The sequence below is a fragment of the Salinisphaera sp. RV14 genome, from assembly GCF_052044135.1.
Lineage (GTDB): Bacteria > Pseudomonadota > Gammaproteobacteria > Nevskiales > Salinisphaeraceae > Salinisphaera.
This window is the reverse complement of record NZ_JBQDYF010000004.1, coordinates 1-26,270: the sequence shown is the minus strand read 5'-3', so window position 1 is coordinate 26,270 and position 26,270 is coordinate 1. Positions and strand designations below refer to the sequence as shown.

Here is a 26,270-nt window from a genome sequence, read left to right as displayed (position 1 = left end):
CTCTATCCGGTCCCCACGAGGGTCACGATGACCCCGGTAGCGTGTTGATACGCATCCAGAAAAACGTGCTGAATATCCTGCATGGTCGACAGAAGCAACCACATCCCCATGAGGAACAGCAACGGAAAGCCAATGGAGAAGACGTTCAACGACGGTGCCAGCCCGGTAATCACGCCCAGTGCAGCGTTGACCGCCAGCCCGGCGATCACCACGGGCAGCGCCAACCATAACCCGTCGACGAACATGCGGGTACCGACCTCGGCCATCGCATGCCAGCCACCGATGGGGATACTTCCGGATGGATCGGTCTGAAATGAGTGATACAGCGCCGAGATCACCCATTCCGGGCCATTCGCGGCGAGATAGGCCATCAGGCCCGCCCAGAGCATGATCTCCGACAACACGGGCATGGATGTCCCGGTCGATGGCGCGGACAGCCGCGCGAAGCCCAGAGCCATCGACAATCCCATCATTTCGCCTGATACCGTGATCGCGCTCACTGCGACCCACATGACAAAGCCGAGCGCGGCCCCATACAGCACGTTCATGCCGGACTGCGCCATGACCTGCCATGGGTTGGCCGGCAGCGGCGGCAGGTTCGGTACGGCCGCGGCCACCACCAGCGCGAGCGCTGCCCCCACCAAGACACGAATCCGCGCCGGCGTGTATCGGCTTCCGATCACGGGCGCGGTCAGCACGAGACCGCTGCATCGGCAAAATGGCCAGACGAAATGGCCCAACCAGCCCATGATCTGTCCTTCCGTTATGACCATGGCCGATTGATCAGTTGGCCCATGTGCCCGATCAGAGCGCGGGCCAGTGCGGCGTCGCGCGTGAGCATCCAGTAACCGAGGAGGAACCCGACCAGCAGCGCCGCCGCCAGGCGCGGGGCCAGGCTGAATGTCGAGTCGTTGAGCTGGGTCATCGACTGGAATATGCCGACCAGCAAGCCACCCACGAGTGCCGTGGCGACCACAGGCAACGTAATCCACAGCGTCAATACCAGCATGTGCCGCAGCAGAATCTCGTATAACGGCATCAGCGGTTTGCACCTAATAGAGACATGGCCATAATATACACTACCGCGGAAAAAGACTGCTTTTACAGCCCCACACGGGACCGGTATGCGAAAAACCGTCATCATCGCCGCTTCGATCGTCTTGCTGGCCATTCTCGGCGGCAGCGGGGCCTATTATTATTTCGTCATGGATAGCGCGCCGAGCCACGTGGCGAAGGCGCCCAAACCCCAGCCCAAGTTCGTCGCACTCAAACCCATCGTGGTGAATCTGCAGGCATCGAACGAATCGTCCGGCAACAGCTACGGCTCCGCCAGCTATCTTCAGGTGGGGTTCAAGCTCGCGACCACGAACGACAAGGCGGTCCAAGCGTTTAAAGACATGCAGCCGGCGATTCGGGGCAATGTTCTGGATCTGCTACTCGAGCAGCCCGCGTCGGTGATTACCAGCGATGCGGCACGCAAGAAGATGAAAGCAGCGGTGTTGAAGACCGTCAACCAGACCATCGCCGACCAGCTGGACAGCGCGAAGAAAGAACCCGGTTTTTCGAAAGTCTATATCACCCGCTTCGTGACCCAGACGGAATAGCGGTCATGGCAGGCGGCGGCGCATCCATGACATCCACCCTGGCCGGACTGGCCGGCTTCGTGGTGCTTTTTGTCTGCGGGGCGCTTCTGTTGCGCTGGCTGCAGAAGCGCCTGGGCGGCCCCATGGGCAGCGGCAGCCGGGACATCCGTATTCTGCGGCGCGTGCCGATCGGATGGCAGTGCATGTTGGTCGTGGTAGACATCGCTGGCCGGCAATACGCCCTCACAACGTCGCGCCACGGCGGGGTGACGGTCATCGACGAGTTGGCGGAACCGCTGGCCGAACAGCCGCCGGCTGGTGACTTCACGGCCCGGCTCAAGACCGCGATACAGAAGCGACGAGAGCGTTCTTCGTGAGCCGGACGAGTCGATGGCTGCGTGCCGGACTCGCCGTGCTGCTCTTCGCGACGCCGTGGGCCGCCGCCTGGGCGGACCCCTCCCTGAATCTGATGAACGCCCAAGCCACCGGCCAAGGCACGCAGTATTCGCTTAACGTCCAGACCCTGCTCATCATCACCGCCCTGGCGTTCCTGCCAGCGATCGTGCTGCTGATGAGTTCGTTTCTGCGCATCGTGGTCGTGCTGGCCATCCTGCGCCAGGCCCTGGGGCTGTCTCAGACCCCGCCCAATCTGGTGCTGGTGGGGCTAGCACTGGCATTGACGATGTTCGTGATGCGGCCGGTGATCAACAACATCAACGACAACGCCCTGCAGCCCTATCTCAACGGCAACCTCGGTTTCAAGGCCGCGATCGCGAAGGGCGAGAAGCCATTGCGCCAGTTCATGACCGCTCAGACCCGCAAGCGCGAAATGCAGCTGTTCGTCACGCTGGACGGCGGGCATTACGCCAATCTCAAACAGATCCCGTTCACAGTGCTGGTCCCGGCCTACGCGACCTCGGAACTGCAGACCGCCTTTCAGATCGGCTTCCTGATCTGGCTGCCCTTCGTCCTGATCGACCTGGCCGTCTCGGCGGTCCTGATGTCGCTGGGCATGATCATGCTCTCGCCCATGCTGATCTCGTCGCCGTTGAAGCTGTTGTTGTTCGTGATGATTGACGGCTGGTCGCTCGTGCTGGGCTCGCTGGCGCGCAGCATCGTGCACTAGCGCGACCGTGCCGGCTGAAAAAAAATTGGCCACGCGAGGTTAAACTTTCGCGTGCGGAAACGAATGGAAGGGTGCTTCATCCATAACTGAAGGATTCGAAACCCATGTCTGCAATCGGCTCTATTCTCAGCAATGACGGCGCGCTCAAGGCGCTGAATTCGCTGCGCACCTCGAGTAACCAGACCAACAATCTGGAAACGCAACTGTCCAGCGGCAAGAAGATCAACTCGCCGGCCGACAACCCCGCGGGCTACATCACCGCCCAGGGCTTCACCTCCCAGCTCAACGGCATCAACCAGGCCACCTCGAACGCCAACCAGGGCGTGTCCCTGCTGCAGACCGCGCAGGGCGCGATCAACCAGCAGACCAGCATCGTGCAGAAGCTGAACTCGATCGCCGTCCAGGCCTCGAACGGCACACAGACTCCGGCGGAAGCCCAGTCGCTGCAGAACGTGGTCGGCCAGCTGAACTCGCAGGTCAACACCATCGCCAACCAGACGCAGTTCAACAACATCAATCTGTTGAACGGCAACTTCAGCGGCGTGGACTTCCAGGTCGGCGCCAACAACGGCCAGACCATCAGCCTGTCGATCGGCAACACCCAGGCGAGCAACCTCGGCATGTATGCCTCGCAGGGGTCGAGCGGCGGCGCTGTTTACTCGTCCAGTGGTGCCGCGAAAAGCGTGGTCACGAATGGTGCCGGCGCGTTCACGGCCGGCAGCTTCGCTATCAACGGCTCGAATGGCACGGGCTCCGTCAATGTGTCCGGTTCGTCCGAATCGGCTTTTTCGATCGCCAACTCGATCAACCAGAAGACCGACACGACGAACGTGCAGGCCCAAGCCACGACCGTAGCCACGTTTAGCACCTCGGGGTCGAATTTCAACTTCACGCTAGGCAATGGCAATTCAGGCAGCGCCACCAATACGGTGAACATTACCGCCACCAGCCAGGCGGGCCTGATCAGTGCTATCAACGACCATTCGGCGGCCACTGGCATCACGGCCAAGAATGTGAACGGCAATGTGCAGCTGACTCAGAGTCAGGGCAAGAACATCTCGTTCACGAACATTACCTCCGGCTCGCTGACGAGCACCGCCGGCAGCGGCACCGTCGTCAGCTCCGGCAATTCCACCACGGTCCAGGGCAAGGTCCAGCTGCAGAGCGACAAGGCCTTCAACCTCGGTTCCAACGCCACGAACATCGGCCTGGGCTCGAGCACCAGTCTGCACCAGCTGAGCAACATTGACGTGTCGACCACCAGCGGTGCGCAATCGGCCATCAACGTCATCAAGTACGCCCTGCAGGGGCTGGGCGCAGAAGGCGGCAAGCTGGGCGCGGTCCAGCAGCGGCTGACCGCCAACATCAATAACCTCAACACCACCAGCCAGAACCTGAACAGCGCCAAGAGCGTGGTGCAGGACGCCAATATCCCGCAGGTGTCCCAGCAGCTCACGCAGCAGCAGGTGCTGCAGCAGGCCGGCATTTCGGCTCTGAAGAATTCCTCGACGCTGCAGCAGCAGTATCAGCGAATTCTGCCGTAGCCATAGGCTAGCTACTCCATCCAATGGGCAGTGATTGGCCGCACCCTCGGGTGCGGCTTTTTTATGGCGCGGAGGTTAAACTTTCGCGCCCAGCGACGAATAGAAGAGTAACTTTCCAGCTTGCCGGGCCACCCATGTCGACCAGCGCGCTTTCAACCCTCAGTCAGCAGCAGATCTCCAGCCTGGAGCAGTCCAGGCAGACGCAGCTACAGCAGCCGATCCAGAACTGGAAGAGCCAAATCCAGACGGATCAGACCCAGTTGTCGGCGTGGGGCAAGATCTCCGGCGCGCTCTCCAGCCTGAACACCGCGGTCAGCAGCATCAAGAATCCGTCCAGCTTCAACGACCGTGGCGCGACCTCCAGCGCGAAAAACGTGGCCACCGCGACCGTCACCAAGTCGGCCTCGCCCGGTCAATATGACCTGACCAACGTCAAGCAGGCCCAGACCCAGGAGCTGTATTCGAGCACCTACGCCAGCGGCTCGGCCTCGATCGGCAGCGGTTCGGGCTCGTTGACCTTCAGTTTCGCCGGCGGCAGCAGTGAAACCGTCAGCGTGAGCGCCGGCAACAACACGCTCAACGGCATCGCCCAGGCCATCAACCAGAAGACCGGCGGCCAGGTCAGCGCCAGCATTGTCGGCGGCAGCACCGGCCAGCGCCTGGTGCTCACCGGCAATGCCACCGGCTCGCAGCAGTCGTTCACGATATCCGGCACCGGCGCCCTGTCCGGGCTGAGCTATGGCAGCAGCACTAGCACGATGACCCAGGCGCGGGCGGCGCGGAATGCGACGCTGAACGTCAACGGCGTGCCGGTCACCAGCCAATCGAACACGCTTACGGGGGCGATCCCAAACGGCACTGTGACCGTGGCCGGATCGGGGTCGACGTCCATCGGGGTCAGCGTCGACCCCTCGAAGCTGTCCAGCGGTGTTGCGTCTGTAATCAAGAAACTCAACAGCGCCGTATCTGCGATTAGCAAGGCCACTGCCTTTCAGAAAGGCAGTGGGTCGTCGAGTTCCAAGGCCGGGCCGCTTCTGGGTGACTACAGCGCCACAAGCCTGAGCTCGAAGCTCGTCAATGCGGTATCCGGTCTCTCCAACGGCACTCTATCCGGACGTGACATAGGCATCACCACAAACAAGGATGGCACGATCAGCTTCGACAGCACTCAGTTCGCGTCGGCGTTCCAATCCAACCCGAGCGCCGTCAACGACCTGGTCAGCCAGCTTCACGACCAGATGAGCTCGATCACGCAAGGCGCGATCGGGGCCACCGGCCAAGGCGGCTTCATCGCCGCCCAACAGAAATCCATCAATCAGAGCATCTCCAATCTCAACTCGGAAATCAGTCAGCAGAACCAGTTCGTGAATCAGGAGATGCAGATCTACACGCAGCAGTTCGGCACCATGCAAAGCAAGCAGAACAGCCTGCAGGTCCAAAACAGCTACTTGAGCCTACTTAACGGAAGCGGAAGTTCCAATGGCGGATAATCTCAACATCGCAGATAATTATCGCCGCAGCAATATTGCCGGGCTGACAACCCAGGAAGTGTTCTTGCGCGGGCTGCACGGCGTGGTCGTACATATCCGCCGCGCCACCCTGGTCGCCGACGATGTTGAGAAGAAGCCGATCAAGCTCCAGCATCTGGCTAACGCGGACCGTTTGCTGACCTTCATGGTCGGCATGGCGGATGACCGAACCGATCTCGGATCGACCCTGATCGAATGCTATACTGAGATTCAGAACCGCGTCGCGCTGGCGATCCAGTCAACGACTGACGAAGCCGCGCGGGCTATTGACGGCGCGCTGCAGGAAGCCATGGCGCTGGAAAGCGATATTCGGACGACACTGGAAGGGGTGGAACATGGTCAACCCGCTTAATACACGCAATCCGCATGTGGATGCACCCGCGAGTTCGTCCGTGCCCGCAAGCAAGACAACGACGCCGCACTCGAAGTCTAGCGATGGGCAGAGCGCGCAGGCGGTGCCCGCGGACCGGGTCAGCGTCAGCGGGCGCGGCCACGTGGCCGGACGTCTGACGCGAAGCGCGCACGACTCCAACGGCGTCGATCCGGCCCGCGTTCAGGCGATCCGACAACAATTAGCCCAGGGCGGGATCAACACGTCGCCCCGGGACATCGCGGCTGCCATGCTCCAGGCGCACGCGACCGGTCAATAGTCGAACCACGGGTCGCAATGATTGCTTCGTCCCACCACGATGAATTCGGCATCAAATGCCGCAAGTGGATACCGCTGGCCTGGCGCCCCCGGCGGGAGGCCGCAATCACGCCGGAATACAAGAGTGCCCTGAACGAGTCGAACGCCGCCCGCCTCCAGACGTTGGTCGATCGGGAAACACGCGAGAGACCATCGGCCGAAATCGGCGGCATCGAGTCGCTGCTTATCGAGGTCCTACACTGTGTCAAGCAATTGCCGCCGTCCCGTTCGGTTGTGCTGGACGGGCGCGGCCTCGAGTGGATCGAGCCTCCCGGAAAAAGCGAGGCCAGTACGGGCGATCAAGGCGTGATTCGAATGGCACTGAATGCCGAGATTCCCTACGAGGTCGAGTTTCTCGCCGAGATCACCGCGATCACCGACGATGCGCGCGGCAATCGTATCGCCGCTAGGTTCATCGAGCAGTCCGATCGGGTTCGGGACCTGTACGAACAGCTGGTGTTCATGGCCTATCGTCGCAGTCAACGAACGGCCGCCAGCCCCGAAGAACCGGAGTAGAGGATGGTGCGAATATCTGACACGTTGCGCCGCGCGCGTAGCCGGGTGAGCCGCTTGCAAGACGCCATCGCCGTGGTCGCAGCACACAGCACGGCTGCAGACCCGGAGCTGTTAGCGCAGTCGGCCCGTGATCTTGACGCCGTGGCCCGTCAATCCGAGCGCGACCTCGGTCAGGTGCAACGTCTGATCCGGCATCTCGGCGTGTCGACGATGGCCGAGGCCGCCACCGTTCTCTGTCGCGCCGGGCGAAAACAGGAAGCACGTCAAATGCTGGCGCTGAGCCAGGAAACGGAAGGGGTAGCGGTAGCACAGATTGATGTGGGGCTATTCCTGCAGGAGTGCCTCGACAATCTGAGCGGCTTCGCCGGTGCGACCGTCCGCCAATCCGAAGGTGGGCGGCTGATCGGCAGCGCCTGACGTGCGGCCAAAGACTGCCGTCAACGTCAAGCAAACGTGGGCGGCGGCGCGACCTCCGGCCCGCGTTGATTCGCAAACGATTCGCACGACATTGACGGCCCTGTGCCTGAACCTTCTTCTCGCAGCCTGCGCCAGCGCGCCGCCCAACGGCGGGCACGGATCCTTTCCGCCGAAGGTCAAGCACGCGTACTGCATTCATGGACACGGGTGCTATCACGTGTTCAAGACGGGGCAAGGCTACGAGGCTACAGGCCAAGCCTCCTGGTACGGTCGGCACTCGGCGGGCAATCGCACTGCCAGCGGCGAACGCTTCAACCCGCACGCGATGCGTATCGCCAGCAAGCGTCTACCCTTCGGGACCTGGGTGCGTATCACCAATAAGCAAAACGGGCGACAAGCCCTTGCGATGGTCGATGACCGCGGCCCGTATTATCCCGGTCGGATCATAGACGGCACCCCCGCTGTCGCCCAGCGACTCGGCTACTTCCGCCATGGAACCGCGCCTATTGCTGTTCGTTCGATTTCAGAGACCAATCTGTCGGCGGCGCGACGTCATGCAGCAGCCGTCGATCAGCGAATGGCCAGACGAGAAGCAGAGCATCACCATGGCCACCTCGTCGCCGAAGCCGGTAAATTCGCCGTCACCGGCGCATTCGACGTGACCCGGAGTGGCTTACTGCTCGGCGCCAAAACCTCATGGGATGTGATCGATCTATCCGGTCACATGGCGCTCGGGATTCTCCATATCGCGTTCTGAACTCGTCACCGGACGAATCGCGAAAGTTCATAAATACTGGTTAGTAGAACATTCGGACATCGCGATGTTCATATATACGCCGAAAATAATACGTAACCTGATTGAACGACTGATGCTTTTTCCGTATATTCCGAGCACCTCAAGAGCGATAACCTTTTATATGGAGTCGCTGACTTAAGCCCATGTGAGTCACAGGCTAGAGGTGAAAAACGAACAAAATGGAATTCACGGAGAAGTGGCAGAAAAAGCTGAGATCAGCGAGGCTGAGGCTAAAAACACAGTCGAAGCGGCATTGGATACAGTTACCGACCCCGGCTTTGGCGTGTTTTCGACGCGCGAGACTTCCGCCCGCGCCGGACGCAACCCGGCCACCGGCGAGTCCATCAATTGCGGCGCGCGGCTCGGCCGGGCTGAAGGCGGGAACCCTGCTGAAGTATGCGCTGAACACGTAACGGCGAGACGTGTAGATTAGTTGCAGGATCCGGCCTGCCAATCATAGAGGCCGGATTCTTGCTCAAGGCATGGCACGCCTTGGTCAACCCGGTGGTGAAAATATGGTCGAATACGCGCAACCTCTTTTCTCTGAGGAACATCGGGTCAAAGGCCCTACGCGCCGGCGCGTCCTCAAAACACTTACCCGCGTCTGGGAGCATCTGCGGATCAGTGATCCGGACGGCGCAAACACGCGGCGCGTCACGGTGATAGAGCCGCCGAACGATAACGATTGTCGCATTGAGGTCCATGAATCGAGGCCGGCCGTCGAGCAACAGGCACGTTTCAATACGGGTGATCGTGTCCGCGTGGCTAGTACTGATGACGGTATCCGTATCGGCAGCTGGGGGCGCATCGAGAATATGGCGACCCATCCGGATTACCTGTCATACACGCTCATACTCGAAGGCGATACCTATCGGCAGGAACGACGCAATGCATTTCGGGTGCCCATCGAAAATGACGACGATGTGCATGCCGAAATCGTGTTGCCGCCGAGCGACGAACCCATCGAATGCCAGGTTCATGATCTGAGCATGACGGGCGCTTGGCTCGAATTGTCGGACGAAGCGGATACTCTGGCCAATGTCGAACCCGGGACCGATACGCCATGTGTAGTCGCACTCACACTGCCGACCAGTCGCGAGATCGCGCGCTCGGATGCGCGAGCGGTTTGGACCAAGTGGTCCGAAGACGACGGGCTCTATGTCGGGGTCACATGGGACCAACCCCAGCCTGAGTTCAGTCGCGATCTGCGGCGTTTCGTCATGCACAAGGAGCGTGCATTGAGCAAGCGCAGATCGCGGGCCTGAGCAACCGCGTCTCGGCTGGACGGCGTGCTCAGCCTTCTGTTCCTGCAGTACCATCGACGCGGTGCCCGGCACAAAAATAGATGATTTTTCGGATTAATAGCGCGAGTATGCGACCGCATGCTCGCCGCGGCCATTGGCCGCGAAGCCGGATTAATAAGACGATTTTGGGCTGCAACGTGGCATGGCGTGAACGCGTGAAAGGGCAACGCGCCCTACGCCCCTCGGTCGTCGTCCCGATCAGAAGCGTCCTTGCGCCGCGCACGCCAGCGCGCCATCGATTCGCGGCGCCGCGCGGCCGCAGACGGCGCAAACAGCCCGGAAACCCCGCGCCCGACCGTTCGATTCAGCCCGCGCAGCCGCCGGTAGATGCCCTCGCCCGCGGGCCAGCCCAGCCGGCCGGCGAGCGAGCGATGCACGCCTTCCACACCGCGCGCACCGGTCTCGACCGCGCGCTCCACCTCACGCTGACGCCGCCGGAAACGCCCGCGAGCGGCTTCGAGTGCCAGCGCCTCCGCCTGCAATCCGCGCAGACGCCGCAGGCCGGACTCGGCCCGATCAAGACGCCGCTCGACCTGCCCGCTGCGCCAGGCCAGGGCCGACAGCACAACCGCAAGCCCGAGCAGTAGAACAAGGACGAGGGCAATCATGGCCGTTCAGGCGCCGCTCGGATGAAACACGTGGACCTCGGCGGCCACCGCACGCTCGTCGAGGACCTGTTTCACCTGGGCGGCGGCCTCGTCGTAGACACGCCGCCGGATCAGACGCGGCGCGACACCGGCGAGCGCGCCCGCCCAGCGCGAGCGTTCGCGCGCCAGGGCCATCGGCGCGGTCAGCTCGATCACGATGCGGCTGCCGCCGATCTCGGCCATGAGGCTCTCGAATTCGCGATCCTCGATCTCCAGATCGCGGCCCAGCCGCGCGATGTCGGCCTCAAGTGCCGCCACCCGTTGCCGGACCCGCCCGAGCCGCATGGCCATGAAACCCACAACGCCCAACGCGGCGAGCACCAGGGCGAAAAGCCAGAACATGTTCTTCACCCGACCTTGTCAATGCACGCTGTCAGTGTGCGTCGCGCCCCGCAAAGTCGCAACATCGGGGCCGCGCCGGTTGCGCCCGCCCACCCCGCTGTCGTATCAAACCGCGACAGGGCCTAAACTCGATCGCAGAGTCTGTTGAGGAATCACGCATGGCCGACCCCGACCCCGCACACCCCCTGTCCGGGCGCCGTATCGGCGTTCCCGAATCGCGCCAGCTCGATCTGTTCGCCGACATGCTCGAGCGCCGCGGCGCGACGGTCACGCGCTGTCCGCTGGTCGATATCCGCGACGCCCCCGACCCGGCGCCGATCCGGGCCTGGATCGACGACGTGATCGAGCACGGACTGGACGACATGATCTGGCTGACCGGCGAGGGCGTCCGCCGGCTGCGCGCGTTTGCCGCTGACGATCGGCCGGAGCGCCGCCAGCGCTTCTGGCAGGCGCTGGCCGCGGCGCGCACCATCACCCGCGGGCCCAAGCCGGTGCGCGAACTCAAGGCTGATGGCATCGCCGCGGATCTGCCGGCCACCGCGCCCACCACGGCCGGGGTGATCGATGCATTGTCCGGTCAGGATCTCGCCGGCCACCGCGTCGGTGTGCAACGCTACGGTACCGACCCGAACACCCCGCTGATGGAGGCGCTGGCCGCGCACGGCGCGATCGCCTTGCCCGTGGCCCCTTATGTCTATGCCGACCAGGCCGACAACGCCGCGGTGGCAGCATTCATCGCGGCCATCGCCGCCGACCAGCTCGATGCCGTGGCTTTCACCAGCTCGCCGCAGGTCCGGCGCCTGTTCAAGGTGGCCAAGCGCGGCCTGCGGGAGACCGAACTGGCCGCGGCACTCGCGCGCTGCGGCGTCGCCGCGGTCGGCCCGCTGGTCGCCGAGACGCTGACCGCGCATGGCGTCACGGTTGACCTGATGCCCGAATCCAACTATTTCATGAAACCGCTGGTACGCCGGCTCGAAGCCTATTTCGCCCAGCGCGCACCGACCGCGTAGTTACGACCCAGGAGTATCCATGGCGCGTCCCGTATCCGCCCTGTCATTGGCCACAGCGCTGACCGCGCTCGCGGTCCTGCCCTTCGCCGCCGGCGTGTATTACGCCTTCGCCCATGCCGGCGGGCAGGCGGCACCGGCACTGCACTGGCTGCTGGCGTATCTCGCGACCATCGTGTCGTTCACCGGCGGCGTGCAATGGGGCCGCATGCTGGCCGCCAAACAGGCACCGCCACAGGACATGGTGCTGGCGGTGGTACCGGCGCTGATCGCCTGGCCGGCCCTGCTGATCAGCGAACCGTGGCCGTTCTTCATGCTGCTGGCCGCGCTCGTCATCGCCTGGCTGGCCGATGAAAACGGCGCGCGCCAGGGCTGGCAGGGGCGCGGCTTTTTGCAGCTTCGCCGTCTCATCACGCTGATCGTGGCCGTCTGCATGGTGGCGATCGGCTGGCGCGTGCTGCGTGGCTGACGCCCGGCCGCTCGCGCTTGCCATCGAGGATATCGATGGCGACGACGGCGGCAGGTTTCGCATCCTGCGCGTGGATGCCGCCGCCGAACGCCACGGCGCGCCCGTGGTCCTGGTCCACGGCATGTTCACCGATCGCCGCTTCTGGCTATCGGCGCGCGAGATCGGTCTGGCTGCCTATCTCGCCCGGGCCGGCCATCCGGTCACGATCGTCCAGCGGCGCGGGCTATCCGACTCGCCGCGCTGTACCCGGCGTTGCGGGCTGGTCGAGCATCTGGCCCACGATCTGCCGGTGGTCGCGCGCCGCATCGCCCGCAGCCACGACCAGCCGGCGTTCTGGATCGGGCATTCCTTCGGCGGCGTGCTGGCCGCCCGGGCGCTCGCTACCGGGCTGCCGGCCGAGACCGTCGGCGGCCTGGTGCTGCTCGCCAGCCAATACCACATCGGCAAACGCATGCTCGACCGGCCGGGCAATCTGGCGACGAAGACCATCGCGCGCATACTCGGCCATCTGCCGGCGCGCGCCGCCGGCCTCGGCCCGGTGGACGAACCCGCCGCTGCCGTGTTCGATGCCTGCGACTGGGTCGAGCGCCGGCATGCCGCCGGGTTCGACGCCGAACTCGCGCGCATTCACGTCCCGGTACTGGCCATGAGCGGCGCGGCGGACCGGGTCGATCCGAGCGCCGGCTGCCGGCGCTTCATCGAACCGATGGCGAGCGCCGACAAAATGTTTCAAGTCGCCGGCCGCACGCACGGCTTCGAGCTCGATTACGATCACCCGGGCATCGTCGTGGCCAAAGCGGCCCGGCGCGAGATCTGGCCCCGGATCGCGGCCTGGCTCGCCGAACACGAGCCAACCGAGTTTCCGGGATGATAAAAGCCGGCGCCGCAGGGCGACACGCCGGCTTCTCGGGTCTGCTGACTCAAGCGCCGATCAGGCTCTGCCCGCAGACCCGCAGCACTTTACCCGACACGCCACCAGCGCCGGGGGTGCACAGGAAGGTGATGGCTTCGGCCACGTCACCGGGCGTGCCGCCCTGGCCGAGCGAGGCGAGCCGGCGGCCGGCCTCGCGCACGCCGAACGGCATCTCGGCGGTCATGCGGGTTTCGATGAAGCCGGGGGCGACCGCGTTGACGGTCACCCCGCGCTCGCGCTGGGCATCGGCCCGGCGCTCGACGAAGCCGATCAGGCCGGCCTTGGTCGCGCCATAGTTGGTCTGGCCGCGATTGCCGGCGATGCCGCCGATCGAGCACAGGCACACGACGCGGCCGTGTTCGTTGATGATCTGTTCGTCCATGAGTACCGCGTCGACCGCGAGAATGGCCTGCAGGTTGATCGCCAGCACCATGTCCCAGTAGTGCTCGGGCATGTTGGCCAGCGTCTTGTCGCGGGTCACGCCGGCGTTATGGATGACGATGTCCACGCCGTCGAACTTGTCCTTGAAGAAATCGGCGATCTGGCGTGGCGCGTTGTCGTCGGTGATGTCGAGAGCCAGCGCGGTGCCGCCGAACTCGGCCACCGTTTGCTCCAGCGTGTCCTTGTCCTGCGGAATATCCAGACACACCACATGCGCGCCTTCGGCGGCCAGCCGGGCCGCCGTGGCCGCACCGATGCCGCGCGCCCCGCCGGTGACCAGCGCCGTCTTGCCGGCCAGCGCCTGGGTTTGCGGCGGCTCGGCGGGGACGATGCCGCCGGCACTGACGGTCAGGGCCTGACCATCCACGAAGGCGCTATGGTCCGACAGAAAGAACCGCAGCGGTGTCGCGATGCGCGGTTCGGCGCCGGGTTCCACGTACAACAGGTTCACCGTAGAGCCGAACTTGCCGATTTCCTTGGCGAACGAGCGCGTGAAGCCTTCAACCGCGCGCGCCGCGGCGGCGGCCGCGACGGTCCCCATCGACTCGGGACGGCTGGTGAGTACCACCACGCGCGCGTTTTGGGTGAGCTTGCGGGCGACCGGATGAAAGAATGCGTACAACGCCTTCAGATCGGCGGTGCCGCTCATGTTCGTGGCATCGAACACCAGCGCGTCGTACACGTCTTGCTCACCGGGCTGCGGCTTGTCGCTGGTATCGACGCGTGCGCCGCTATCGGCGAGCACGGCACTCACCGTCTCGCGGGCGCTCGCGCCGGGCGCGGCACCGAACAGCACGCGCTGGCCGTCGAGGAATCGCGCCTGATATGCGCCCTCGGCGCGCGCCAGCTGCACTGGCGTCGGAATACCCAGCGCCGCCATGAACTTGCGCAGTGTCGGTTTCGAGGCTGCGTTGACCAGATAGTCGCTCATCGAGAAATCGTCCTGTGGTTCTGATCGCGCCGGCCGGGCCGCGATCGATCGGGGCCGTTCCGTCGGTCGAATATAGTACGCACGCCGCGCGTCGCCCAACGCGCGGCATGTCGTCAGGCGTGGCTGTCAGGAGTATTCGGCCTCGATCTTGTCGACCTCGGCGACGTACGCCGCCATCGCATCCTCGCGGCTCATGCCTTCATTGTCTTTCCAGGCCTGCCACTTGTAGCGTGCGCCCGGGTTGATCAGGCTCGGCTTCTTGCCGGTCACATCGCCGTCGACGGCCTGGCGATACAAACCATACATTTTCAGCTGAAAAGCTTGCGAGGGTTTGGATTCGCCGTCCGCGGGCGCGTTGCGCACCTTGTCGACGGCCTCGTCGAAACCTTTCTTGATATCGGACATCGTCATCTCCTCGCTGGGTCGGTGCGACGGCGCACGGGCTCGCCCAGCCGCGGCGCCAGCCATTCCCGGATCGCCACATACACATCCGCATGATGAATCAGCGCGAAATGCGTCATGCCGTAGAACACGCAGCCGTCGACGTCCGCCTTCCGCAGCGCGCGCGGATGATCGAAGGCACTGTCGACCGGCACCAGCAGATCGCCGAGCACGCGGCCGACCGGGTCTTCGTCGGAACGCCCGAGCGAGGCCGCGACCAGAAAACAGCCGGGCGGACCGGCCTGCGAGCGGCTTGCCGGCGGCAGGCCATGACGCAGATTCTTGACCCCGGCGCTGCGGGCATCGCCGATGACATGAAAAGCACGCGTATAGCGCGACCATGTCAGACCGCGGTTGAGCGATTCGCCGAGCCGCTCGAGGGGTGCGCCGCGGTGCGGCGAGCCCAGACAGATCAAATCGGCCAGCAGGTCGGGCCAGCGATGGCCCGCGGCGCGCCCGGCTTCGAGTGCCGCGCGCAACACCAGACCGCCCATGCTGTGGCCGACGGCGGTCAGGCGCTCGAGCGGCGCGGGCCAGGCCGCGACCAGGCGTTCGAGGCGCGCCGCCAGTTCGGTGCCGTTGATGGCGATATCGCGGCCGGAGTTGTAGCGCAGCCGAAGCGCCGCATAGCCATGGTCGACGGCCAGACGCTCACCGAAATCCGGATTCGCGCCTTGGCGCCATTGGCGATCGTTCATGCCGAGCCCGTGCACCAGCAGCACGAGCCGGCGGCGATTCGCCATCTCGCCGAGGCCGCGCGGGTCGTCGTTTGCAAGCGTCCGCCCGGCCGCACCGACAAAAACCATCGGCAGGGCCAATTCGTTGCCACGGGCGGCCAGATGATCGCCGACGGCCCCATTGAGCGCGCTGCGCAGGGCCAGCAGCGCGCCGCCGGTGTCGCTATCGTCCGGCATGACGCCTCGCGTCAGACCGGCGAGGCCGCGGGCGGAAGCGAAGCTGGCGCGACCGATACCGCGCACGCCGGCATAGGCGATGCCGCTGATCGCGCGCTCGGGCCATACCACCGGGTTCACGGCCGCACCGGTGTCGGCGATCGTGCGATGCACGTTTTCGACCAGATCCACCGTGCCGACATAGACATCGGCCGCCCCGGCCACGCCGCCGCGCAGCCAGACGCCGTATCCCGTGGTGGTGTGGCGCGGCGTATTCATGCCCGCAACCCGCCGCAATGATGATTGAGCACGCCCAGACTGCGCATGAAGGTGACCAGATGCCCGCCGAGAATCGCCTTGCCCGTGGTCATCAGGGCCGCCGACAGGCCGCGCGCCGGATCGGCCCAGCCGAGAATGTTCATGAAGCCGAGATGGCCATAAGCCGAACCGCACATCGGGCCGTACAAGCCGAGCGGGTTCATGCCGAGCATGAGCCCTTCGCTGTAGCGCATGGGAATCTTCAGCGTGCGATCGAGTGTCGGGTTCGACGCCGGCCGGATGGCACGAGCCAACGTGGCAGCCTCGAACAGGCGCTGGCCCTGATACACACCGCCATCGAGCAGCATCTGATAGAAGCGCGACAGCTCCTCGGCGGTTGCATACAGGTTGCCCGACGGTATCACCGCGTCCATGAAGAAATCGCGATTGGAGACATCCACCACGTCCTCGAACGGCAGCGACAGCGCCTCCTCGGCCCAGCGCGAGAACGGCCAGCGCACCGGCTGACCGGCGACATGGTTCTCGGCCACGCGCGAGCGCGACCGGCCATCCAGACCGTAGGTGAAGTAGCGCATGCCGAGCGGCTTGCGCAGCTTGGCATCGAGATAATCGGTGACCGGGGCATCGGTCACGCGGCGGATGATCTCGCCGAGAATGAAGCCGCCGGTAAAGGCATGGTATGCCAGCCGCCGCCCGCCGGCCTCGGCCGGCGTCGCGCAGATGCGCTCGATGCACGCGTCCCAGTCCGTGAGCACCTCGGGGCCGCGATCGCCGGCGGCAAAGCGCGGGAAACCGCCCTGATGGGCAAGCACCTGGGCAATCGTGGTACGCGACTTGCCCTGCGCGGCAAAGGCCGGCAGATAATGCGCCACCGGCCGGTCCAGGTCGATGCCGCCCTCCTCGGCCAGTTTGTGCGTCAGCAGGGCGATCACGGCCTTGCTGGCCGAGAACAGGCACACCGGGGTATCCGGCTGGGCGATGCGCGCACCGGGCGCCAGCGGGCGGTCGGGCGCCAGGCCCCGTGCATAGCCGGTCGAGCGATTGAGCACGATGCGCCCGTGTCGGCGCAGGCAGAAGATCACCGCCGGATACACCCGGGTGGCGAACATGTCGTCGAGCATGGCCGAGGCGATCGCTGCCACGGCGGACTCGCTCAGACCGGCCTCGGCCGGGGCGACTTCGGCCGCCCGGTCGATACGAACGAGATCGGCGGGGCTGCCTTCGAGGGCGATGCGGCGCGTTCCGGGCAACGAGAAATTCATGACACCTTGCGCCACCCGGATGCGGATGCCTCGGCCTCGGCACGCCGCGCGTCCTCGGAATGCGGATTGAACAGATATTCCTTGGAGAAATCGTCGGTCAGCAACACGTCATAGCGCCGCCTGTCGTATTCCCGAATCCGGTCGGCCTGCTGCGCGTCGAGACGCCCCTGGGAGACGGCGTCCTGAAGTTGCGCTTCAACGGTCGCGCCCGCGATCTCGCCGTGTTTGACGCCGCGCAGGAAATCGCCATAGAACGGGTCGACTTCCCGGAGCTTGTCGTAGGCGGCCATCAGCCGGCCGATCGGGTCATTCTCGCCGCGGCCGACGTATATGTCGTAGCTCATGCGTTTGCCGAAAGCCGAATCGAGTTTCATAGCCGACATCATGTCGCAAAGCCGGCCGTTCAGGGTATCGCTCGGCCCGGAAAAACGACGGCCGGTTGGCAGGGCGACCACCGAAAGCAGCGGGCGCAGCGCGGTGATCGGATAGTTGCGCACGAAATCGTGAAACGCGGTCTCGATGGCATGCAGATGATACGCCATGGCCCAGGTGGCATGTACCGTGTCTTCCGCGGTGGCGCCATGTTCCTCGAAGCCCTTGAGCGTGGCCGAGGCCATGTACAGATGCGACAACACATCGCCCAGACGCGCCGAGGTCGATTCCCTGAGCTTGAGCGCGCCGCCCAGACTGCCCATGGCGACATCGGACGAGAACGCCAGCGCGGCCGAGAAGCGCTCCAGATGACGATAGTAATCGCTCATCGCGTTGTCGACCGGCGCCTTCGCCAGGCGCGCGCCGGTCAGGCCCAGCGTGAACGCGCGCACCATGCGGTTGATCGAATAACCGATGTGCGAAAACAGCAACCGGTCGAACGTGCGCAGGCCGGCCTTGAAGTCCGGATTGTGCGCCGCCTCCATCTCCGACAGTACGTAGGGATGGCAGCGGATCGCGCCCTGGCCGAAGATCATCAGGCTGCGCGTCATCACGTTGGCGCCTTCGACCGTGATCGCCACCGGCAGCGCCTGATAGGCCGCCGCCAGATAGTTGCGCGGGCCCATGATGATGCCGCGCCCGGAATGGATGTCCATGGCATGGTTGATGACCGTGCGCATCATCTCGGTCGAGTGATACTTGATCATGGCCGTGACCACGCTGGGTGTGCAGTGATCCACGCCGGAAGCAGTGAGATTGCGTACGTTTTCCAGGATATAGGCATAGCCGCCGATCACGCCGAGGCCTTCGCGCACCCCCTCGAAGTTGCCGATCTCGGTGCCGAACTGGCGCCGGATGCGCGCGTACGCCGCGGTGATGCCGTACATGCCCTTGCCGGTAGCGGTCGACAGTGCCGGCAGCGAAATACCGCGCCCGGCCGACAGGCACTCCACCAGCATGCGCCAGCCCTTGCCGGCCTGCGCCGGGCCGCCGATGATGGCGTCGATCGGCACGAACACGTCCTTGCCGTGAATCGGGCCGTTCATGAACACCGCGCCCGGATAATGCCGGCGGCCGATCTCGACCCCCGGCGTATCCGTCGGCAGCAGCGCGCAGGTGATGCCGTAGTCGACCGTGTCCGGATCGCCCAGCAGGCCGTCCGGATCCTTGAGCTTGAAAGCCAGGCCCATGACGGTCGCCACCGGCGCCAGCGTGATGTAGCGCTTGTTGAAGGTCAGGCTCAACCCGAGCACGTCCTCGCCGTCGATCGTGCGCTTCGTGACGATGCCGGTATCGGGCATCTGGGTGGCGTCGGAGCCCACTTCGACACCGGTGAGCGCGAAGCACGGCAGCTCGCGGCCGCCGGCCAGGCCCGGCAGCCATTTTTCCTGTTGCGCCTTCGTGCCGTAGTGCACCAGTAGCTCTCCGGGGCCGAGCGAGTTCGGCACCATGACCGTAACCGCGGCCGTGAGCGAACGCGTGGCGATCTTGGCCACCACGCAGGATTGCGCGTAAGCCGAAAAGCCCAATCCACCGTGCGCCTTGGGAATGAGCATCGCAAAGAAGCGGTTGTTGCGTATATAGTCCCAGACAGGGTCGGGCAGGTCCTTGAGTTCGAAATTGACCTCCCAGTCGTCGATCATGGCGCAGAGTTGTTCGGTTTCGTTGTCGAGAAACGCCTGTTCGGCCTCGGTGAGCGTCGTGAGTTTGAACTCGAGCAACTGCTTCCAGTCCGGCCGGCCGCGGAACATCTCGCCTTCCCACCAGACCTGGCCGGCTTCGATGGCTTCTTTCTCGGTGGCCCCCATTTCCGGAAGAATGCGCCGGAACACGCCATAGAGCGGCCGACTCATCAGGGCGCGGCGTAGTGGTATCAGATTGAACACGAGCGCCGGGATGGCGAACAACACCGCGGCGATAGCCAGCCCGGTGAGGCCATAGAAGCCCAGCGCCCAATACGCCGCCAACACGCCAGCCGTGATAAGCGTAAGCATGGCCAGCGATATACCGCGATACAACAGGGTCCAATACAGACCGATGAGAATCAGCGCCGTAATCAGTCCGAACATGGCAACCTCGCCAAAACAGGAAAACCTAAGGGCTTGCATGCCTTATACAGGCAAATATTTTGTCGAAAGCCCTTTTCAAAAAGAACGATTTTCAGATAATACCAATCGAATTAACGCCGTCAAGCAGGCTCACCCGTGACCGATTCCGCCCGAAAAAGCACCAGCTCGAGTCGTAGCCCCAAGCGCGGGTATCGCGGCCTGTCCGCCGAAGAACTGCGCCGGCAACGCCACCAGCGGCTGATTGCCGCCGGCACCGCGCTGTTCGGCGAACGCGGCTATGCCGCCACGCCGATCGAGGCGGTGTGCAGCCAGGCGAAGGTCTCGACGCGCCATTTCTACGAACAGTTCGGCGGACGGGAATCCATCCTGCACGCGGTCTACGACGCGCTGGTCGCGGAAATGGAGAACATCATTCGCGCGTCGCTGACCAGCGGGCGCGACACCCTCACCCAGCGTGTGGCCGATACCATCGAATCGGTCATCCACTACCTGCTGGTCGACCCCAGACGCGGGCGCATCGTCTGCATCGAAGCGGTGGGCGTATCCGAGGCGATGGAGAAAAAACGCCGGGCGACGACGCATGCGTTGGCGGATATCATCCAGCGCTATGCCGAACTGATGGCCGAATCCGGCATGCTGCCGCAGCGCAACTACCGCCTGCCGGGGGTGGCACTCGTGGGCATGTTCAACGAGCTGGTCGCCGAGTGGCTGACCGAGGACACCGGGCTGAGCGCCGCCGAAATGGCGCGCGAGGCCAAGATCATGTTCCGGGCCATGATCTTCGGTGCCCAACACTATGAAGCCACGGACCGGCCCGACGACGAGCCGTCGGCCGGGCAAGCCCCCGGCTGACGGCACCGGCTACAAGGACAATTCGCCCGCGTTCAATTGCTCGCGGGTCGCCGTATCCAGGGGGCGATAGGCATCGCGCCCGGGCGCGAGCATATAGACGGTATCGCCGGATGCCGGCGCATAGCTGTCCTTCTTGAGGTCTACCTTGCGGTACTTCATGGTGCCGGTGACCTCGGCTTCCGGCTTGAGGCGGGCGAACACCGGCACGGCGTAGCCCGGCAACTCCGCATGCAAATGCGCCGCCAGGCCGGACCAGTCGAAACGTTCGGGGTCGCCCTCGGGCGTGATCGCAACCATGCCGGCGCGGCCATCGGCGCCGGGAATCTCCACGCCGTAGACCACCGATTCCGCCACCCCGCCGAAGGCATTGACCGCATTCTCGACCTGCGTGGTCGCCACATTCTCGCCCTTCCAGCGAAAGGTATCGCCCAGCCGGTCGACGAAGGCGATGTGCCGCATGCCCTGGCGCCGGACCAGATCGCCGGTATCGAAATAGCAGTCATCGGCCTTGAACACGCCCCGATGCAGCTTCTTCTCGCCGGCGGCATCGTCGGTGTAGCCCTCGAAGGGGGCGAAATCGGTGACCTTGTTCAATAACAGCCCGACCTCGCCCCGGCCGACCTCGCGCATACGCCCGTTATCGTCAACCACGGGTTGTTCCGTGTCGGGATCGTAGGCCACGACCGCGAACGACAACGGACAAAAGCCGGCCGTGCGATCCATGTTGAAACCGTTGACGAAGACCAGGTTGCCCTCGCTGGCGCCGTAGAACTCGCAGATCCGTTCGATCCCGAAACGGGCCTTGAAGTCGTCCCAGATGTCGGGGCGCAACCCATTGCCGATCACCGCGCGCACCCGATGATCGCGATCGCCGGTGCCGTCATCCGCGGCGAGCAGGTAGCGACACAGCTCGCCGATGTAGGAAAACACCGTCGCGCGGCTCGCCCGGATATCGTCCCAGAACCGCGACACCGAGAACTTGCGCGCCAGACAGAAGGTCGCCCCGGCGCACAATACCGACGCCCACGACACGGTCAGGGCGTTGTTGTGATAAAGCGGCAGGGCGCAATAAAAGCGATCCTCGGCCGTCAGCCGCAGGCCGAGCAGGCCCAGCCCGGCGCCGCCACGCAGCCAGCGCCGATGGCTCATGCGCGAGGCCTTCGGCAACCCCGTGGTGCCCGAGGTGAAGATATAGAAACAAGTGGCGGTACTGGCGACCTCGACCGAGGCGTCGAGATTGCCGCCGGACTCGCCGGCTGCCGCAATCATCATATCGGCCGCGCCATCGATCGCCGCATCGCCCCGGCCTTGCGGCAACTGCCAGACGCGGGACAGCCCCGTCAGCCGCGCATCGCCCCGCACCTCGGCAAACGCCGCGGCCAACTCGGTGTCGACCACGATCGCGCTTGGCTCGACCGTGGCCAGGCTGTGGGCCAACACATCGCCACGCTGTTTGCTGTTGCACATCGCCGCCGCCGCACCGAGCTTGGCAGCGGCGGCAACCAGCATCAGGGTTTCCGGCCGGTTTTCGACCAGCAGGGCCAGCACATCGCCCGCCCCGATGCCGGCCGCCGCGAGCACCCGCGCGAACCGATTGGCGGCGGCATTGAACTCGGCATAAGTCCATTCGCGCCCCTCGAACGCCAGGGCCGGATGCTGCGGACGGTGCGCCGCATGGGCCTCGATCAGGGTGGCGATGGTCAGCCGATCACGAAACCGCGAGCGCACCAGCATGCCAATGCCACGCGCCACCGCCCCCGGATTTTCGAACTGATCCCGCGTGGGCTTGACGACATCCCAGGCAGTGACGATCGAGCGTTGACTGTCGCTCATGCAGCACTTCCTCCGACTCGACGCTGTTTCACGGCACACAACCGAAAATTATTATTTTCACCAAACCGCGACAGTGTGTCCGTGATCGCGGCCGTCGTCCAGGCATGCGTGGCTTGCCAAGCCCTAGTACCGCCCCTGCTGTAGCAGTCCCTCGGCCGCGGGCCGGCAATCGCGCCACAGCGCGCGACCGTAGTCGCTCAGGCTGACCGAGGCGCGCAGGGTCCGCGGGTACAGGCGCAGGCTCTCGCGCACGTACTCGCGCATCTCGCGTAGCTGGGTATCGGCCATGAGCAACTCGTATTCGGGCTCGAGTGCCTCATCCTCGGGCCCGGCCCGCAACAGGCCGAGCGCGAGCAGGTGGGTCATGTACTGCGGTACGTATTCACGCAGCAGCACGCCGGCCTCGCGCCCGAGCGAGCTGGCGTTCGACAGCACGGTGAGGCTGACCGGCCCGGCCGGCAGGCGGCTGGCCCCCAGATGACACAGCGGCGCGACCCGGCGCTCGGCGAGCACATCGAGCATGGCGACCTGGTCGGGCACCAACTGCGACAGCGTCTGGCGATAGAGGGCATCGAGTGCGGCATCCGGATCGATGCCGCGCGAGCGCCGCACGAGACCGGCCAGCATCTCGGCGGCGCTCGCGGGCCGGTCCGCCTCGCGCGGCGGGCGCGACGAGTCGCCCAGCTCGTCCAGCCGTTGCTTGAGTTCGATCAGCGCCCAGGTCTCGGCGTCCGCCATCCGCCGCACCGCGGATCCGGCCAGTGGCCAGTCCTCGGCATCGCGGATCACGCCCATCAGACGATCGAGCGCACGGGGCCCCCGTTTTTTCGGCAAGCGACTCGCGGCCATGGGCCTCACACCGGTTGCGCGGGGCGCGGGCGCCCCTGGCTATGGACACAGGTTCGGCGCCCCGGCCACGACTTGCAAGCCCGCCCGCGATCAGCCCAGGGCACCGAAATGCTGTTCGAACACGCGGGAGAACACGAAAACCAGCTGAATCCAGCCGGCCGCGAACCCCAGCGCGGCGCCCACTGCGATCAAAATCCATTCGTCCTCCTCGAAGGCCGGGCGCAGCATGGATTCGAACTGTTCGGGCGTAAGCGACTGCAGCCGCGCGACCAGGGTCTCGCGCACCGCCATGCGCCGCTGGGCATAGCCGGTCAGGCGCTCGAGGATGGCCGGCATGCGCGCGACGACTTCGCCCTCGGCATCGGCCCGCAGCCGCTGGTACTCGCGCGCGGCCAGCGCCCAGCTCATCAACGGTCGTGCGTAGCGCATGGTGTCGTCGATGGCCGCGCCCACTTCGCGCCGGACGATGGCCTGGAGCTTGTCGGCATACGGGCCGTTGGTGATCTCGTCGAGAATATGTTCCGGCGTGATCACATGATCGGCCACCAGCCCGCCATAATCAGCCGCCACCTGCTTCTGGCGCCGGAAGAACAGCCCCTGGATGCGCCAGGGCCCCAGGTCGAACCCGCGCTTGGGATGAAAGATCATCTTGAGCGCCAGCCAATTGGTCGCCCAACCCACCAGCAAACCGAACAAGGGCAACACCCACCAGGCCGGAAAGAAGATCCACAGCACCATCTGAATCAGCCCGAAGGCGAAGCCGAAATAGGCCCCGGAGCGGCCGATGAAGATGAATTCATCGTGCCCGGCCTGCTTGAACACCCGGTTGAGCAGCGTCTTCTCGCGCACCAGGATGCGCGTGATCATGCCCTTGAGATCGAACAGATAACGGATATTGGCGCGCACCTCCAGCATCACCCGGGTCACCGCCCGCGGCGCGGCCGCGCGCAGCCGATAGTGAATCGCGCGGCGCAGCGCATCCGGCGCGGCCGGCCAGAGCACGGGATAATGCCGGCGCATCACGGTCTCGATGACGTCATCGATCATGACCAGCAGCGGCCCCTCGATCTCGGTGGCCACTTCAACCGGATCGAGCCGGCCGAACATCTCGGCCTCGGTGATCAACGACCGGGTGATGGTATCGACCGCGATGCCGGTCATCTTCGAAGCCCTGCGCGGCACGACGCCCTGCCAGCCGAGCCAGGGCCGGGCCACGCCCATGAACTCGACCGGATGGAACATCATGCGGATCGCGACCACGTTGGTGACGTAGCCGACCAGTGCGCTGATCACCGGCAGCGACAGATATCGCCAGGTATCGGCGCTCAGATGCAACCAGTCGGCGGTCATGCGCGGCTCATTGTCAAAGTCCTGCCGGAAGCGGGATCACGATCCTGTCGGAAACCGGCCCCGCGAGCATAGCAGCCCCGGGCGGAGCGCCCGTCAGTCGTCGTTGGCCGGATCGGCGCGCAGATTGTCGATCAGCGCCCGGGTCTGGGCGCGGGCGGCATCGACGAAGCGGTGCATGTCGGCCAGACGCGCCTGGGCACCCGCGCGCTCGTCGTCGATCTCGGCCTGGGCCGTGGACAACGACTCGCTGAGCACGCCCATGCGCTCGATGTAGCCTTCCAGCACGCGCAGATAATGGCGTGGCGCGAGCTGATAGTAGTCCTGACGATCCCCCGGCACGGCGGTGGCCTCGAGTACGCCCAGATCGCGCAGCATGCGGGCATTGGTCGAGATGCTCGCCCGCGATACCCGGAGCTCACGCGCCAGCGCCGACAGGCTGGTCGGGCCACCATGCACGATGAAATAGCCGAGAATGCGACCGGCGATCCGCGGCATGCCGTCGCCCTGGGCGGACAGGCCCATGCGTTCGATAAAGGCCGAGATCGCGCGTTCGTCATCCGACATCCGGGCAAGATTATGGACCGCCCGCCCATGCGTCAATTGATCGACACCGCGCGCCTGCTCACGACCGGATGCGCGTCGCCGCCGTTGTCGCCAGGTGGCGCCCCGGAATCACCATGCCATGGCGGCCGGCATGGTGCCCCGCATCCGAGCGGCGTGGCGGTCGGACTCGCCGCGGCCGGGGCGGAGGGCTACACTGCCCCGGCGCTTTTACGGCTTCATCATAGCGAGGACCGCCGACCATGGCCGAGGCCCGACCCATCGCCGCCGTCATCTACGACTGCGACGGCACGCTTGTCGACAGCGAACTGCTCAACGCCCGCTGCATGGTGGACATGATCACCGCCGACCACGGCATCCATCTGGATGCGGTCGCGGTGGAAGCCGAGTTCCGCGGCGGCAAGTTCGCCGACATGTGCGACATTCTCGCCGCCCGCCACGGCATCGACCTCGGCGCGGACTTCACCACGCGCTACCGTGCCTACGCCAGCGGTGTATTCGAGCGCGAGCTGCAGGCCATTCCGGGCGTTCACGCGGCCATCGAAGCGATCGGCAGCCCGCGCTGTGTGGCCTCGTCCGGGCCGCCGGGCAAGCTGGCCACGGCGCTGCGCGTGACCGGGCTGGCCGAGTATTTCGGTGACCTCGTGTTTTCGGCCTACGACATCGAAGCCTGGAAACCCGAGCCCGATCTGTTCCTGCACGCGGCGCGCGCCCTGGGCGTGGCCCCCGAACACTGTGCGGTGATCGAGGATAGCGACCCCGGAGTCGAAGCCGCCCGCCGCGCCGGCATGCGCGTGTTCGGCTACGATCATCGCCGCACGATCGGCGATCATCCGCATGCCGACCTGGTGCGCTTCACCGATTTCGGCGAACTGCCGCGCCTGCTCGGCCGCTATTAACCCGGCACAAAAATAGATGATTTTTCGGCTTAACAGCGCGAGTATGCGACCGCATACTCGCCGCGGCCATCGGCCGCGAAGTCTTTGAAAATAAAAGACGGACAGGCGCCGGCTTTTATTTTCTGTTGCGCGGTGACAGTCATTTCGCCAACCCGGAACTCATGGCGCTGGCCGTCGACGATCCGTGGACCGATTTCCTGTTCGGTCTGGGCGGCAATGCCAAGCTCAACCGCCGGGCGGACCCGATCCTGGAGCGCACACAACGCCAGCACGCGCGTCGTTGCCGCGAAGCCGAGC

The 26,270-nt window shown here is 64.9% G+C and carries 31 protein-coding genes; 17 read left to right on the top strand and 14 right to left on the bottom strand.

Features of this window, described 5'->3' with window-relative positions:
* Positions 1-2 precede the first annotated feature (2 nt).
* A complete protein-coding gene (locus tag ACS8Y6_RS05890; protein ID WP_440849836.1) occupies positions 3-749 on the bottom strand; it encodes a flagellar biosynthetic protein FliR in 747 nt (248 codons plus the stop codon).
* A gap of 14 nt (positions 750-763) precedes the next feature.
* Positions 764-1,039, bottom strand: coding sequence for a flagellar biosynthetic protein FliQ (locus ACS8Y6_RS05885; protein WP_440849835.1), 276 nt, complete (start codon positions 1,037-1,039; stop codon positions 764-766).
* Between the two features lie 85 nt (positions 1,040-1,124).
* Between ACS8Y6_RS05885 and ACS8Y6_RS05880 the strand changes: the two genes are divergently transcribed.
* From ACS8Y6_RS05880 to ACS8Y6_RS05825, 12 genes are all read left to right on the top strand, one after another.
* A complete protein-coding gene (locus ACS8Y6_RS05880; RefSeq protein WP_440849834.1) occupies positions 1,125-1,604 on the top strand; it encodes a flagellar basal body-associated FliL family protein in 480 nt (159 codons plus the stop codon).
* Between the two features lie 26 nt (positions 1,605-1,630).
* Positions 1,631-1,960 carry a FliO/MopB family protein gene (locus ACS8Y6_RS05875; protein WP_440849833.1) on the top strand — a complete coding sequence of 110 codons (330 nt, stop codon included), beginning with the start codon at positions 1,631-1,633 and terminating at the stop codon, positions 1,958-1,960.
* Positions 1,957-2,709 (top strand): flagellar type III secretion system pore protein FliP, encoded by a 753-nt coding sequence (gene fliP / locus ACS8Y6_RS05870; protein WP_440849832.1) that lies wholly within the window; start codon positions 1,957-1,959, stop codon positions 2,707-2,709. The genes ACS8Y6_RS05875 and fliP overlap by 4 nt, the downstream gene beginning before the upstream one ends.
* 104 nt (positions 2,710-2,813) lie before the next feature.
* On the top strand, positions 2,814-4,253 hold the full coding sequence (locus ACS8Y6_RS05865) for a flagellin N-terminal helical domain-containing protein (protein ID WP_440855188.1): 1,440 nt from the start codon (positions 2,814-2,816) through the stop codon (positions 4,251-4,253).
* Between the two features lie 134 nt (positions 4,254-4,387).
* On the top strand, positions 4,388-5,743 hold the full coding sequence (gene fliD / locus ACS8Y6_RS05860) for a flagellar filament capping protein FliD (RefSeq protein WP_440849830.1): 1,356 nt from the start codon (positions 4,388-4,390) through the stop codon (positions 5,741-5,743).
* Entirely contained in the window at positions 5,733-6,134 is a 402-nt protein-coding gene (locus ACS8Y6_RS05855; RefSeq protein WP_440849829.1) for a hypothetical protein, read from the top strand. The genes fliD and ACS8Y6_RS05855 overlap by 11 nt, the downstream gene beginning before the upstream one ends.
* Positions 6,118-6,432 (top strand): flagellar biosynthesis anti-sigma factor FlgM, encoded by a 315-nt coding sequence (gene flgM, locus ACS8Y6_RS05850; protein ID WP_440849828.1) that lies wholly within the window; start codon positions 6,118-6,120, stop codon positions 6,430-6,432. Before ACS8Y6_RS05855 ends, flgM begins: the two co-directional genes overlap by 17 nt.
* A gap of 17 nt (positions 6,433-6,449) precedes the next feature.
* Entirely contained in the window at positions 6,450-6,986 is a 537-nt protein-coding gene (locus ACS8Y6_RS05845) for a hypothetical protein (RefSeq protein ID WP_440849827.1), read from the top strand.
* A 54-nt stretch (positions 6,987-7,040) separates the two neighbouring features.
* Positions 7,041-7,403 (top strand): hypothetical protein, encoded by a 363-nt coding sequence (locus ACS8Y6_RS05840; RefSeq protein ID WP_440849826.1) that lies wholly within the window; start codon positions 7,041-7,043, stop codon positions 7,401-7,403.
* A gap of 1 nt (position 7,404) precedes the next feature.
* Positions 7,405-8,160: a septal ring lytic transglycosylase RlpA family protein gene (locus tag ACS8Y6_RS05835; protein WP_440849825.1), complete on the top strand. Its 756-nt coding sequence runs from the start codon at positions 7,405-7,407 to the stop codon at positions 8,158-8,160.
* 202 nt (positions 8,161-8,362) lie between these two features.
* Positions 8,363-8,632 carry an HU family DNA-binding protein gene (locus ACS8Y6_RS05830; protein ID WP_440849824.1) on the top strand — a complete coding sequence of 90 codons (270 nt, stop codon included), beginning with the start codon at positions 8,363-8,365 and terminating at the stop codon, positions 8,630-8,632.
* Between the two features lie 49 nt (positions 8,633-8,681).
* Positions 8,682-9,464, top strand: a complete 783-nt coding sequence (locus ACS8Y6_RS05825; protein ID WP_440849823.1) for a PilZ domain-containing protein — start codon at positions 8,682-8,684, stop codon at positions 9,462-9,464.
* Between the two features lie 212 nt (positions 9,465-9,676).
* Here ACS8Y6_RS05825 and ACS8Y6_RS05820 read toward each other — a convergent pair whose 3' ends face one another.
* The gene (locus ACS8Y6_RS05820; RefSeq protein ID WP_440849822.1) at positions 9,677-10,111 is read right to left on the bottom strand and encodes a hypothetical protein; all 435 of its coding nucleotides are present in this window, start codon (positions 10,109-10,111) and stop codon (positions 9,677-9,679) included.
* Between the two features lie 6 nt (positions 10,112-10,117).
* Positions 10,118-10,492, bottom strand: a complete 375-nt coding sequence (locus tag ACS8Y6_RS05815; RefSeq protein WP_440849821.1) for a hypothetical protein — start codon at positions 10,490-10,492, stop codon at positions 10,118-10,120.
* Positions 10,493-10,650: 158 nt separating this feature from the next.
* On the opposite strand from ACS8Y6_RS05815, the gene ACS8Y6_RS05810 reads away from it, so the two are divergent.
* The 3 genes from ACS8Y6_RS05810 to ACS8Y6_RS05800 are packed head-to-tail and all read left to right on the top strand — an operon-like array spanning position 10,651 to position 12,839.
* Positions 10,651-11,502, top strand: coding sequence for a uroporphyrinogen-III synthase (locus ACS8Y6_RS05810; protein ID WP_440849820.1), 852 nt, complete (start codon positions 10,651-10,653; stop codon positions 11,500-11,502).
* A 19-nt stretch (positions 11,503-11,521) separates the two neighbouring features.
* On the top strand, positions 11,522-11,968 hold the full coding sequence (locus ACS8Y6_RS05805) for a DUF3429 domain-containing protein (RefSeq protein WP_440849819.1): 447 nt from the start codon (positions 11,522-11,524) through the stop codon (positions 11,966-11,968).
* Complete coding sequence (locus ACS8Y6_RS05800; protein WP_440849818.1) at positions 11,961-12,839, top strand: alpha/beta hydrolase; 879 nt, start codon at positions 11,961-11,963, stop codon at positions 12,837-12,839. The genes ACS8Y6_RS05805 and ACS8Y6_RS05800 overlap by 8 nt, the downstream gene beginning before the upstream one ends.
* Before the next feature lie 49 nt (positions 12,840-12,888).
* Here ACS8Y6_RS05800 and ACS8Y6_RS05795 read toward each other — a convergent pair whose 3' ends face one another.
* The 5 genes from ACS8Y6_RS05795 to ACS8Y6_RS05775 all read right to left on the bottom strand — a co-directional run bounded on the left by ACS8Y6_RS05795 (position 12,889) and on the right by ACS8Y6_RS05775 (position 19,629).
* Positions 12,889-14,253, bottom strand: a complete 1,365-nt coding sequence (locus ACS8Y6_RS05795) for a 3-oxoacyl-ACP reductase (protein ID WP_440849817.1) — start codon at positions 14,251-14,253, stop codon at positions 12,889-12,891.
* A 126-nt stretch (positions 14,254-14,379) separates the two neighbouring features.
* Complete coding sequence (locus ACS8Y6_RS05790; protein WP_440849816.1) at positions 14,380-14,658, bottom strand: acyl-CoA-binding protein; 279 nt, start codon at positions 14,656-14,658, stop codon at positions 14,380-14,382.
* A gap of 2 nt (positions 14,659-14,660) precedes the next feature.
* The gene (locus ACS8Y6_RS05785; protein WP_440849815.1) at positions 14,661-15,866 is read right to left on the bottom strand and encodes an esterase/lipase family protein; all 1,206 of its coding nucleotides are present in this window, start codon (positions 15,864-15,866) and stop codon (positions 14,661-14,663) included.
* The gene (locus tag ACS8Y6_RS05780; RefSeq protein ID WP_440849814.1) at positions 15,863-17,128 is read right to left on the bottom strand and encodes a serine hydrolase domain-containing protein; all 1,266 of its coding nucleotides are present in this window, start codon (positions 17,126-17,128) and stop codon (positions 15,863-15,865) included. The genes ACS8Y6_RS05785 and ACS8Y6_RS05780 overlap by 4 nt, the downstream gene beginning before the upstream one ends.
* Positions 17,125-19,629 (bottom strand): acyl-CoA dehydrogenase, encoded by a 2,505-nt coding sequence (locus tag ACS8Y6_RS05775; protein ID WP_440849813.1) that lies wholly within the window; start codon positions 19,627-19,629, stop codon positions 17,125-17,127. Before ACS8Y6_RS05775 ends, ACS8Y6_RS05780 begins: the two co-directional genes overlap by 4 nt.
* A 135-nt stretch (positions 19,630-19,764) precedes the next feature.
* On the opposite strand from ACS8Y6_RS05775, the gene ACS8Y6_RS05770 reads away from it, so the two are divergent.
* Positions 19,765-20,481 (top strand): TetR/AcrR family transcriptional regulator, encoded by a 717-nt coding sequence (locus tag ACS8Y6_RS05770; protein WP_440849812.1) that lies wholly within the window; start codon positions 19,765-19,767, stop codon positions 20,479-20,481.
* 9 nt (positions 20,482-20,490) lie between these two features.
* Here ACS8Y6_RS05770 and ACS8Y6_RS05765 read toward each other — a convergent pair whose 3' ends face one another.
* The 4 genes from ACS8Y6_RS05765 to ACS8Y6_RS05750 form a co-directional block, all read right to left on the bottom strand.
* Entirely contained in the window at positions 20,491-22,314 is a 1,824-nt protein-coding gene (locus ACS8Y6_RS05765; protein ID WP_440849811.1) for a long-chain-acyl-CoA synthetase, read from the bottom strand.
* 123 nt (positions 22,315-22,437) lie between these two features.
* The gene (locus tag ACS8Y6_RS05760; protein WP_440849810.1) at positions 22,438-23,163 is read right to left on the bottom strand and encodes a hypothetical protein; all 726 of its coding nucleotides are present in this window, start codon (positions 23,161-23,163) and stop codon (positions 22,438-22,440) included.
* Between the two features lie 90 nt (positions 23,164-23,253).
* On the bottom strand, positions 23,254-24,513 hold the full coding sequence (locus ACS8Y6_RS05755) for a DUF445 domain-containing protein (protein WP_440849809.1): 1,260 nt from the start codon (positions 24,511-24,513) through the stop codon (positions 23,254-23,256).
* A 93-nt stretch (positions 24,514-24,606) separates the two neighbouring features.
* Positions 24,607-25,077: a GbsR/MarR family transcriptional regulator gene (locus ACS8Y6_RS05750; RefSeq protein WP_440849808.1), complete on the bottom strand. Its 471-nt coding sequence runs from the start codon at positions 25,075-25,077 to the stop codon at positions 24,607-24,609.
* Between the two features lie 239 nt (positions 25,078-25,316).
* On the opposite strand from ACS8Y6_RS05750, the gene ACS8Y6_RS05745 reads away from it, so the two are divergent.
* On the top strand, positions 25,317-25,973 hold the full coding sequence (locus tag ACS8Y6_RS05745) for an HAD-IA family hydrolase (protein ID WP_440849807.1): 657 nt from the start codon (positions 25,317-25,319) through the stop codon (positions 25,971-25,973).
* A gap of 29 nt (positions 25,974-26,002) precedes the next feature.
* Here ACS8Y6_RS05745 and ACS8Y6_RS05740 read toward each other — a convergent pair.
* A partial coding sequence (locus tag ACS8Y6_RS05740) for a hypothetical protein (protein ID WP_440855187.1) occupies positions 26,003-26,270 on the bottom strand: 268 nt, incomplete at its 5' end.